Consider the following 11254-nt stretch of genomic DNA (forward strand, 5'->3'; position numbering starts at 1 on the left):
GCACAAATCTATCCGAATCTAAGCTTATATGGATTAATTTCGTGTGAAACCACTTTAGAAAACATACCAACTAAAAGTCAGAATGAGATCAGAACATTTTTAGCCGCAGATCCTAAAACAAAAATCTATGTAGATGGTTTTTTATTAATGAATGATCATTATCGCATTGCCACAAACAGCATTAAAGAAATTGAATTAATTAGCCCCAACGAGGCAGAATTAAACACTGCAAAAATCATTAATGTCTGGACTTTAACGAAAGAAAACAGATTAGGATATTTGGCAATTGATAGGAATGCAATCCAAAAAAGAAATTCTGAAAACTAAGAGTCTGTTTAAATTTCATCAAAATTAATTTCCCCGACCCTAAAGGGAGTAATTTTGATGAAATTTTAAAAAAAATTTTTAAATAGGCTCTAAACTTTTTTACTTTTTCAAGAATCAACTCGATTGTGAATGGGGCGACCTCGTTTTATACTTTTAACCCCATTATTTTGATTTCTGTTTCTTGAATGAAAACAACAGCATAATGAAAATCACTTTACTAGCGATCATCCTTTTTCTTTTGCCCAGTTTTATTGCCAGCCAAGACCTGATGGATTATTCCATTATCAAAACAAATTCAGGTGAAATAAGAGTTCCGGGAAATTGGACCCCGTTGAATATGGTACATGAATCTGGGCAAACTTATTTAAGAAATGACGAAGGCGTTATCATTGCAGTTGCGCAAAACCTGAAGAAGTCTTATCCGTTTTATAAAGCAAATCAATCAGATTTTGAAAACCTAAAAGCATTTTATAAATGGGATTCTGATTTCCGAAAAAAAAACAACTTTAAAACGCAAAAGCTTAAAGAGAATTCAGACTTAGAATTTATCATTTGGAAATATAAAGATAAATTGGATAATGTATTCCTATTCGGCTCATCAGAAAAAACCTTCTTTAGTTTCTTGATTTATACCAACCGTTGGAAAGAAAGCAAAAAAATACAGTTCCTAGAAAATCTGTATCAGTTGAATAAGTAACTGAAATAAAATAAACCTTAAAAAAGATTCCGCCAATACAACCAGTAATGCCAGCTGACGGTTGTGTAAGATGGACGGTTTTTTTTAAAAACAAAATTTGATAGACCATCGAGTTAGTTCCCAAAAGCGACCACTCAATTAATTTTAACATTATCTCTAATCATCATGTTAAATATCTTAAAGAAAAAATTGACCTCTGGCTTAGTCCCACCAGACAATGCCAGCGCAAACCAACTCGCAGCGAGCCAACTTTTACAAGCTGCTAAAACTGATCCACAGCAGTTATTTACCCAACTCGAAACCAGTGATGAAGGACTTTCAGATGATCAAGTCCAACAAAAACGATTGGTATTTGGTATCAACGAAATAGCACACGAAAAAGCACCTTCCTGGTATATTCAGTTACTCGGCGCATTTATAAACCCTTTCAATGGAGTTTTATTTCTAATTGGTGTGGTTTCCTTTTTTATGGATGTTATTTATGCCGCTCCGGGCAGTAAAGATTACAAAGAAGTTATTGTAGTCATCGTTATGATACTCACTAGTGTGCTGCTCCGATTTTCTCAGGAGTTTAGAAGTAACAAAGCCGCAGAACAGTTGAAAAGTATGGTAAAAACCAACGCGTCCGTTCTGCGAAAGAATTCTGGCAAAACCGACATTGATATCAAACAATTAGTACCCGGAGATCTTATTTCCGTTTCTGCAGGTGATATGATTCCCGCTGATATTAGAATACTTCATTCCAAAGATTTATTCGTTGGTCAATCGATGTTGACTGGTGAAGCCATGCCCGTTGAAAAACATGATAACCTGCTGCCAGATCGCTCAGAAAAATCTTCACTCGACTTAGAGAATATCTGTTTCCTTGGAACCAATGTGGTGAGTGGCACTGCAAATGCAATTGTGGTCGCCACAGGAAACCAAACCTATTTTGGTACGATGTCTAAATCATTGGTAGGCAAGCGAGCCGAAACAAGTTTTGAAAAAGGCGTCAACAGTGTAAGTTGGCTGCTCATTCGGTTTATGTTTGTCATGGTTCCGCTTGTTTTTTTAATCAATGGATTGACGAAAGGAAACTGGCTGGAAGCTTTTATGTTCGGCATTACCGTTGCCGTGGGATTAACCCCCGAAATGTTGCCTATGATTGTTACCACCAATTTAGCGAAAGGTGCCGTAAGCATGAGCAAAAGAAAAGTAGTGGTCAAAAGATTAAATGCCATTCAGAATATCGGTGCGATGGATATTTTGTGCACCGACAAAACCGGCACTTTAACGCTTGACAAAATAGTCATGCAAAGACATCTCAATATTCACGGGGTTGAAGATGACGAAGTTTTCAAGTGGGCTTACCTGAATAGTTTTTATCAAACCGGATTAAAAAACCTCATGGATGTTGCGATACTCGATTATTATGACAACCATGAACACGTACACCCCGATTTAAAACTAGAAGAATTTAAGAAAATAGACGAAATTCCTTTTGATTTTAACCGCAGAAGAATGTCTGTTATTTTGGAAGAAAAAAACCACAAACATTTTTTGATCTGCAAAGGCGCTGTAGAAGAAATGCTGTCGGTTTGCAATCGGGCAATTGATCCAGGAGCAGATGACCAAAGTCAATTTTTCAAAGATGCCATTATTCCTTTAGATGAAACCCTTAAAAACAAGATCATCAAAATTACAGAAAAGCTAAATGAAGACGGACTTCGCGTTTTGCTTATCGGTGTAAAAGAAGGCGATGAGCGACCACTAAATTATTCCATCGCTGATGAATGCGATTTGATACTTACTGGTTTCATTGGCTTTCTAGATCCTGCTAAACCTTCCGCAAATGAAGCCGTTCTTGAATTACAAAAATTAGGAATCAATGTTAAAGTCCTCACCGGCGATAACGGAATTGTCACCAAAAAGATTTGCCGAGAAGTTGGTATTCCAGTAACGAATGTGCTGCTCGGCAGTGATTTAGAAAAAATGACCGACGAAGAATTTCAAAATAAAATCGACACCATATCAATACTCGCAAAATTAAGTCCGCTGCAAAAATCCAGAGTCGTCAAACTCTTACAGGCAAAAGGACACACCGTCGGATATATGGGCGACGGCATCAACGATGCAGCAGCTCTGCGCGATGCAGATGTCGGTATCTCAGTTGATACCGGTGTAGACATTGCCAAAGAAAGTGCCGATATTATCCTGCTCGAAAAAGATTTAATGGTCCTTCAAAAAGGCGTCGTTTATGGTCGCAGAACGCATGGGAATATCATTAAATATATTAAAATGACTGCGAGCAGCAACTTCGGAAATATGTTCAGCGTTTTGGGCGCTTCAGCTTTATTGCCGTTTCTACCCATGCTTCCGATACAGATTTTAATCAATAATCTCCTCTATGATTTCTCGCAAATATCAATTCCCTGGGACAGAATGGATGCCGATTATATAGAAACCCCGCATAAATGGGATGCTGGCGGAATCAGCAAATTCATGATGATTATTGGACCAATCAGCTCCATTTTCGATTATGCCACTTTTGCTTTGATGTGGTTTATCTTCAAAGCCAATTCAGCGGATCACCAGCATTTATTCCAGACCGGTTGGTTTGTAGAAAGTCTGATTTCTCAAACTTTAATTGTTCACATGATTCGTACGCGCAAAATTCCGTTTATTCAAAGTTGGGCTTCCGCACCAGTTGTAGCGCTAACCTCAGCCATCATGCTGGTCGGCATCCTGATTCCCTTCTCCCCTTTTGCCGCCGCCTTCAAAATGACGCCTTTGCCATTGATATATTTCCCGTGGTTATTGGGTATTCTGTTCAGTTATTGCTTACTGACTCAGTTCGTGAAAAATTGGTTTATCAAGAAATACAATCAGTGGTTATAAATCATGAATATTAATTTTTATTTGGGCGCCTTTATCCGTCCGGAGTTTATCCTGAGCCTGTCGAAGGGTTCCCGCTATTTTATTTGCCAGTGCTTTTCCCAATGCAAAAAAAATGAGTTCTACTCAGGCCGGGACTCAGATTTTCGCTAGAAATGAGATTGGAGATAAAAATCAGAAGTACACTGGCTTTCAAATAATTATGAAACTTCCATATATTTGATAAGCTATTATTGAACGACCTGCCAATATTGAACAACCGACTAACAAGAAGAAATTGTGAAATATATTACACGCACCATTTGGATCTTATCATTGGTCAGTCTCTTCACCGACATTGCCAGTGAAATGCTGTATCCGATTATGCCCATGTATTTAAAATCAATCGGCTTTTCAATTGTGCTCATCGGAATACTTGAAGGAGTTGCAGAAGCGACGGCAGGGATGAGCAAAGCTTATTTTGGTCAACTTTCAGACAATTCGGGCAAAAGAGTACCATTTGTAAAAATGGGTTATGCTTTTAGTGCTATCTCAAAACCGATGATGGCGATTTTCACTTATCCCCTTTTGATTTTCTTTGGCAGAACGCTTGACCGTTTCGGAAAAGGAATCAGAACAGGAGCAAGAGATGCCCTGCTTTCAGACGAAGCCACTGCGGAAACCAAAGGTCAGGTTTTTGGATTCCATCGTTCTATGGATACTTTAGGAGCTGTCATCGGACCTTCTTTAGCTTTAATTTATCTGTATTTTTATCCACAAGATTATAGAACCCTTTTTTTCATTGCTTTTATTCCAGGACTTATTGCGGTTCTTGCTTCTTTTTTTTTGAAAGATAAAAGCACAAAAGATGTCAAACCAAAATTATCCGCTTCTTTCTTTTCATTTCTTAATTATTGGAAAGTAAGTCCGCCAGAATACAAAAAATTAGTGATTGGACTCCTCGCTTTTACCCTTTTTAACAGTTCAGATATTTTCCTTCTTTTCAAAGCAAAACAATCGGGACTTGATGACACGATGGTCATTGCGGTTTATATCTTTTACAATCTTATTTATGCTTTATCCTCTTTTCCATTGGGCATCATTGCCGACAAAGTGGGCTTGAAAAAGATTCTTATAATAGGTCTTATCCTGTTTTCAGCTGTATATTTTGGAATGTCAGTGAATACCAATGTTTATGTGTTTTTTGGACTGTTTTCTCTTTATGGAATTTATGCGGCTGCGACCGACGGAATCTCAACAGCCTGGATTTCAAATATCACTAATAAAAAAGATACTGCAACCGCCATCGGAACATTTTCAGGATTTCAGAGCATTTGCACCATGCTTGCAAGTTCATTCGCAGGACTTATTTGGTTTCAGTTCGGTGCAGCAATGACTTTTTTAATGTCTGCATTTGCATCCTTAATTGTCATTCTGTACTTCTTCACAATTCCTAAACCTAAAACTTTAATCACAGATTAGAAAAAGTAGAACAGCCTATCATTATTATCCCGTTCAGGAAATCGTGTCTTTCTAGGACTTACCACAAACTTTAATCTTAAAAACCAGCTATTTTCAAAATCCTTTACAACAAAAAAACGGCACCTTTCAGTGCCGTTGCTTAATTACTCAAACAGAAAAAGTTTATTTAAAATCTTCTGCTGTCGCTTTGTTTAATTCATAAGACTGTATATCCAGCTGCATGTCCTGTCCCATTTGGTTTACTTTAATGGTAAACGGAAATTTAACGCCGTCCACTTCTTTGTAATTGGAATAGTAAGTCGGAACTTCAATTTCCTGACCCTGCATTTTTTGCTTTTTAATTTCACCCACTTTTAAACCTGTTTTCACATCGTAAAAGTAAGTTACATCAGCAGATTTCACAACATAAGCATCAGTACCTTCTATTTTTTCGATTCCGCCAAGCGTATAATCTTTAGAAGTTGCAAAAGATAATTCGGGGAAAAGGTTTTTTTCTTTGTCATAAGCTTCCATCATTTCTGCGGGCATATCCATTTTATTTCCCTGTGCAGTCATCGAACCTTTTTTACCATCATATGTCATTTTCTGAACGGTATTGCCCATCATCGAAATTTCCATATTAACTTTTCCGCCGATTGCCTGCGTATTTTTAATACCCAATTCCATTCCCTGCATTTTAGTGGTCGCTACAGAAGTGATTGAAGTAATCTTCGAAACTTTGTCTTTTCCTCCGATCGCAGCAATGTATTTATCGGCAACACTTGCTAAAGTGACATTGGCATCCACTTTCTTCACTTCAGGTTTTGCCACGGAGTTTCCATAATTATCAAAATACTTTACCGGATAACCCAAAGTGTCTAACTGATCGGCAAACTGACTCGTTTTCCCCGCCACAAATATTCTCATATTATTGGGTTTAATGAAAGAATCAGAAGCTTTCTGTACCTGATCAACCGTCAAAGCATCTACAGATTTCAGATAATTGGTATAGAAATTTTTTGGTAAATCTTGAGTAATTAAATTCAAGGCAAATCTCGCCACAGTTTCTGGTCTTTCCAGAGACATAATGAAACTGCCTTTGAGTTTTTCTTTTGCGTTATGCAATTCTTCGGGTTTAATGGTTTTAATCCCTTTAATTTCCGTCATGAATTCTTTGATGGCTTTGTCGGTCACTTCACCACGAACATTGGCAGTTCCGCCAAAACTGGAATCATATTTCGACACATCCAGAGAGGTATATGCACCGTAAGTAAATCCGTTTTTCTCGCGAAGATTCATATTCACACGGGTTTCCAGACTTCCGCCTCCTAAAATATAATTCGCTGTAGTTGCTGCAAAATATTGAGGATCTTTCATTTTTAAATCATGAAGATCCCCCAACATAATCACAGACTGCGCCGCCGTAGGAACATCTACAACATCGATTTCGGTTTTCGCAACATTAGAGAACTTCGGTAATGAAGGATATTTGTAATCTGATTTTTTCCAGCCTTCAAAGGCGTTCTCAATCATTTTCTTCACCTCATTGTACTTCACATCACCGATGACCACCAAATAACCGGTATTGGGTGCATACGATTTTTTGTACATATCCTGAACATCAGCCAAAGTAATAGCATTCAAAGTCTGTTCAGTTTCGTATTCCCCTAAAGCGGTATTTTTGCCATAAGTTAAAACATCGAAAACTCTCTTTCCAATAACCTGTGCACTTAACTCGTCGGATTTTAAACCTGCAATTCCTCTTTCTTTTGATTTGCTCAACTCTTCATTCGAGAATTTAGCATCGGTAATTCCGGCTGCAAAAAGATTTAAAATTTCCGGATAATATTTTGAAAGCGTGTTGGCGCTGGCACCATTTGCACGATAATTAATGGACGCTCCCAGGAAATCTACTTTTTTATTAAACTCGTCTTTTGATATTTTCGAAGTTCCGCTGCCCAAAAGATCCGCCATAATATCACTTACTCCTGCTTTGTTCCCTTCCACCATTGGCGGATGGTCAAAAGTTAGGGTGGTATTTACCCGCGGTAATTTATGATCTTCTACCACCATTACGGTTAAACCGTTTTTCAGTTTAAAGGTTTGCGGTGTTGCGATATTTACAGTCGGCGTAGGTCCCGGTTTCGGCATTTGGTTAAGGTCGATCACCTGGGCACTGATCAAGCCAGAAACAAAAAATACGGCGGCAATACTATATAATGATTTTTTCATTTTCGATTATTTTTTTTCTGGTAAATAATTAATAATAACTCTTTGGTTGCTGTTCAGATATTTCTTGGCAACCTCGCGGATATCTTCACGGGTGATTTTTCGGTAGATTTCAATTTCTTTATTAATTAAATTGGTATCGCCCTGTAAAACGTGATAGGTCGCCAAAGAACTCGCAATTCCCTGAATACTTGAATTCGCATTCACGAACTGGTTCTCAAACTGATTTTGAAGTTTCTGAAAATCTTCTTCACTGATTAAAGTCGTCTGCAGTTTATTCACCTCAGCATCGATATCTGTTCGTAAAGCAGCTTCTGTAGTTGTTCCCAACGGAATCGCAAAAAATGCAAATACGCTGTAATCCTCTTCACCCAAATTAATCGCCTGAACTTGAAGCGCTTTTTTATCTTCATCAACCAATTTTTTGTAAAGAACCGACGATTTACCATTGCTTAAATAAGAAGAAATCATATCCAAAACTTTAGAATCACGGGTTTTATCACCAGGAGTTCGGTAGGTGTAAAGGTAAGCCGGCAACTGAATATTAGGATCGTAGTAAGTCATCACCGTTTCTTTGGTAATCGGATCTTCTTTCGGCAAATCTCTTACAATCGGCGCTCCTTTCGGAATGCTTGCAAAATAAGTATCGATTAATTTCTTCGCTTCAGCCGGTTCAAAATCTCCTGCTACAACCAAAGTTGCATTATTCGGAACGTAATATTTTTTAAAGAAAGTCAAAAATTCGTCCAGTTTTGCGGAATCCAGATCTTCCATTTCCCCGATGGTGGTGTTTTTATATGGGTGTTTTTTAAACAATCCAAGTTTAATGGATTTCATAATATTACCGTAAGGTTGATTATCAACGCGCATTCTCTTTTCTTCTTTCACTACTTCATTTTGAGTATCCACCCCAATCTGGTTAATCACCGGATGTCTCAAACGTTCCGCTTCCATCCACAAACCGAGTTGTAGGTTATTTGATGGGAAAGTTTCATAGTAATAAGTACGGTCATCGGTAGTGTTGGCATTATTTGTACCACCGTTGGCAGCCACAATTTTCATCCATTCACCACGTTTGATGTTCGGCGTTCCTTCAAAAAGCAAATGCTCAAAAAAATGAGCGAACCCAGTTCTGTTAGCTATTTCATCTTTTGCACCAACATGATACATTACCGCAGTGGTAACAACCGGTGCTTTATTGTCTTGATGCAGAATCACATGCATGCCGTTTGGCAAATCATACTCCTCAAATTTAATTTCCTGAGCCTGTGACACAACTCCCAAAAGAAGAAGGCCAAAAGCTGAAAAAGATTTTCTTATCATAATTTTATAGTATTTCTATAATGAATAAGTAGTTTATTTTCCGGGAAAGTTACAGTATCATTAATTTTTTTTACAGAGAGAGAATATTTGTTATAGCTCTATTGTAAATTATTTCAAGCAAAATAATTTCTCTCAATATTTTCAATACAACAGATTTATAAAAATCTCTATTTATTAGCTCTTCTATTTTTATTTGGGCGCCTTTTTCCGTCCTCCACTCTCACTTTTTTTATTTTCCAGCCGCATTATCCAACGCAAAATAAAAAAGAGTTCCGTTCAGGCCGGGGCGCAGATTGGTTCGCAGTACAAGATTGGTATCAAAATTTAAAAAAGCTTTTATACATTTGTTAAAATTTAGAAATATGCAACTGGTAAAAGTCGGCCTTTGCGCCTTTGGAATGAGTGGAAAAGTTTTTCACGCACCGTTTTTAAAAGAACATCCAGGATTTTTCATGTCTGCTGTCGTAGAAAGATCGAAAGAAGAATCAAAATCCAAATATCCCGAAACCGCTATTTACAGATCCGTCGAAGAAATGTTGCAGCATGCAGATATTGAATTAGTCGTCGTCAACACGCCGGTTCAAACACATTTTGAATATGCAAAAATGGCTTTACAAGCCGGAAAAAACGTTATTGTAGAAAAACCTTTTACCGTCAACATTTCCGAAGCGGAAGAACTGGTGAAGTTGGCGGAAGAAAAAAAACTTTTCCTCAGTGTTTACCAAAACCGCAGATTTGACCGTGATTATCTTCAGGTTCAAAAGATTTTAGAAGACGGAGAATTAGGAACCTTAAAAGAAGCCGAAATTCGTTTCGACCGATTCCGTACCGAACCGAGTACCAAAGCTCATAAAGAAAATCCACTATTAAAGGGTTCTGGCGCAGTTCATGATTTAGGGTCGCACCTCATCGATCAGGTGACGCAACTTTTTGGTTTCCCGGAAAAACTTTTTGCCGATGTATTTTCAATGAAAGGAAAAGCGTTTGCGAACGATTATTTCGAAATGCTACTCTATTATAAAAATGATTTAAGAGTGCGTTTAAAATCTTCAGTTTTCTGCAAAGAAGCGCATTACGCTTATATTTTGCATGGTGATAAAGGAAGTTTTTTACAAGAAAGAACAGACGATCAGGAAAACGAATTGGTTTCTGGCGCAATTCCCACTTTCAACGAAAACTGGATGAAACCTTTAAATGAACCCGACGGAATTCTTAATTATTTAAAAGAAAACTCCGATTCAGTAAGAATTCTCACGTCCAGCGAACCGGGAAATTACATGAATTACTATCAGGAGATTTATGAACATATCGTTTTCGGATACGCTTTGCCTTCACCAGCAATTGAAATCATTCCGAACATGAAAATCATTGAAGCCGCTTTGGAAAGTTCAAAAGAAGGAAAGGTTGTTGAGTTGACCAATCACTAAAAAAGTTTCCATTTTTAGCGATGGTTTTTCTATAGAATATTGAAGGTATTTTTCCTTAGAAATGAAGGTTATCTGTATATTTGAGTTTTAGAAAAAATATTAAATACAAACCTCAAAATAATATGTTAAAAAAAGGAGAGCACATCGAAGGAGTCCCAGCTGAACTTCAGTCATTGCTTGATAAAGACCAAAAAGCAAAAGACTTTTTTGAAACATTATCCAACTCCTACAAACAAGGATATTGCGACTGGGTTGGGTCGGCAAAGCAAGAAGCAACGAGAAAAACAAGAGCGGGAAAAGCTATTTTAATGCTTAGAAATAATCAAAAAACTTTAAAAACAGTTTAGGAATGAAAATAAAATTATTCTTTGTTGCCCTATTTTTCATGGCGACCATTTCTTGCTTCGGGCAACAAAGCAAAACTTGGGAAAAGTGGAATTGGCTAATCGGCGAATGGAAAGGCGAAGGCAGCGGAAAACCAGGACAAGGCAGCGGCACTTTCTCATTTGCTTTCAATCTTGATGAAAAAATTATCGAAAGAAAAAGTCATTCCGAATATCCGGCAACCGAAAACAAACCCTTAATTATTCATGATGATTTGATGATTATTTATCCTGATTTTAGTGGAAATCCTTCCAAAGCAATTTATTTCGATAATGAAGGACACACAATTAATTACACGATAATTTACGCTGATAAATCGATCGTCATGATCAGCGACAAAATCCCGAATGTTCCTATTTTCCGGCTGACTTATACTTTGCTTGATCCTGAAATCATCAATACCAAATTTGAAATTTCGCAGGACGGAATAAAATTCATGACTTATATTGAGGGGAAAAGTAAGAAGATAAAATAGGATTAGAATGTTTAAAAGCTGTTGCACATAAAGATTTTTTCAGTGCCCTCAAAAAGCTCAAGGCTTCAATGGAAAAGG

The 11254-nt window shown here is 37.4% G+C and carries 9 protein-coding genes; 7 read left to right on the forward strand and 2 right to left on the reverse strand.

The annotated features are described in order from the left end of the window. The 4 genes from WBY99_RS01685 to WBY99_RS01700 form a co-directional block, all read left to right on the forward strand. Positions 1 to 327 (forward strand): hypothetical protein (locus tag WBY99_RS01685; protein ID WP_423974613.1); only part of this gene is annotated, 327 nt, incomplete at its 5' end. A 202-nt stretch (positions 328 to 529) separates the two neighbouring features. Next, positions 530 to 1024, forward strand: coding sequence for a hypothetical protein (locus WBY99_RS01690; RefSeq protein WP_423974614.1), 495 nt, complete (start codon positions 530 to 532; stop codon positions 1022 to 1024). Between the two features lie 189 nt (positions 1025 to 1213). Continuing rightward, entirely contained in the window at positions 1214 to 3901 is a 2688-nt protein-coding gene (gene mgtA / locus WBY99_RS01695) for a magnesium-translocating P-type ATPase (protein WP_423974615.1), read from the forward strand. A 276-nt stretch (positions 3902 to 4177) separates the two neighbouring features. Continuing rightward, positions 4178 to 5359 carry an MFS transporter gene (locus WBY99_RS01700; RefSeq protein WP_423974616.1) on the forward strand — a complete coding sequence of 394 codons (1182 nt, stop codon included), beginning with the start codon at positions 4178 to 4180 and terminating at the stop codon, positions 5357 to 5359. Positions 5360 to 5521: 162 nt separating this feature from the next. Here the strand turns inward: WBY99_RS01700 and WBY99_RS01705 are convergent, their stop codons facing one another. Then, complete coding sequence (locus WBY99_RS01705) at positions 5522 to 7570, reverse strand: M16 family metallopeptidase (protein ID WP_423974617.1); 2049 nt, start codon at positions 7568 to 7570, stop codon at positions 5522 to 5524. A gap of 6 nt (positions 7571 to 7576) precedes the next feature. After that, positions 7577 to 8890 carry a M16 family metallopeptidase gene (locus WBY99_RS01710; protein ID WP_423974618.1) on the reverse strand — a complete coding sequence of 438 codons (1314 nt, stop codon included), beginning with the start codon at positions 8888 to 8890 and terminating at the stop codon, positions 7577 to 7579. A 362-nt stretch (positions 8891 to 9252) separates the two neighbouring features. On the opposite strand from WBY99_RS01710, the gene WBY99_RS01715 reads away from it, so the two are divergent. From WBY99_RS01715 to WBY99_RS01725, 3 genes are all read left to right on the forward strand, one after another. Then, on the forward strand, positions 9253 to 10317 hold the full coding sequence (locus tag WBY99_RS01715; protein ID WP_423974619.1) for a Gfo/Idh/MocA family oxidoreductase: 1065 nt from the start codon (positions 9253 to 9255) through the stop codon (positions 10315 to 10317). 122 nt (positions 10318 to 10439) lie between these two features. Continuing rightward, positions 10440 to 10664, forward strand: a complete 225-nt coding sequence (locus WBY99_RS01720; protein WP_423974620.1) for a YdeI/OmpD-associated family protein — start codon at positions 10440 to 10442, stop codon at positions 10662 to 10664. Between the two features lie 2 nt (positions 10665 to 10666). After that, a complete protein-coding gene (locus tag WBY99_RS01725) occupies positions 10667 to 11176 on the forward strand; it encodes a hypothetical protein (RefSeq protein WP_423974621.1) in 510 nt (169 codons plus the stop codon). Positions 11177 to 11254 lie beyond the last annotated feature (78 nt).

This window comes from Kaistella sp., from assembly GCF_049588135.1.
Lineage (GTDB): Bacteria > Bacteroidota > Bacteroidia > Flavobacteriales > Weeksellaceae > Kaistella.

Bases quoted from the DNA above. Each gene is read 5' to 3' on its own strand.
- WBY99_RS01710 (WP_423974618.1), bottom strand. From the start codon at position 8,890: ATGATAAGAAAATCTTTTTCAGCTTTTGGCCTTCTTCTTTTGGGAGTT.
- WBY99_RS01725 (WP_423974621.1), top strand. From the start codon at position 10,667: ATGAAAATAAAATTATTCTTTGTTGCCCTATTTTTCATGGCGACCATT.
- WBY99_RS01715 (WP_423974619.1), top strand. From the start codon at position 9,253: ATGCAACTGGTAAAAGTCGGCCTTTGCGCCTTTGGAATGAGTGGAAAA.
- WBY99_RS01690 (WP_423974614.1), top strand. From the start codon at position 530: ATGAAAATCACTTTACTAGCGATCATCCTTTTTCTTTTGCCCAGTTTT.
- WBY99_RS01705 (WP_423974617.1), bottom strand. From the start codon at position 7,570: ATGAAAAAATCATTATATAGTATTGCCGCCGTATTTTTTGTTTCTGGC.
- WBY99_RS01720 (WP_423974620.1), top strand. From the start codon at position 10,440: ATGTTAAAAAAAGGAGAGCACATCGAAGGAGTCCCAGCTGAACTTCAG.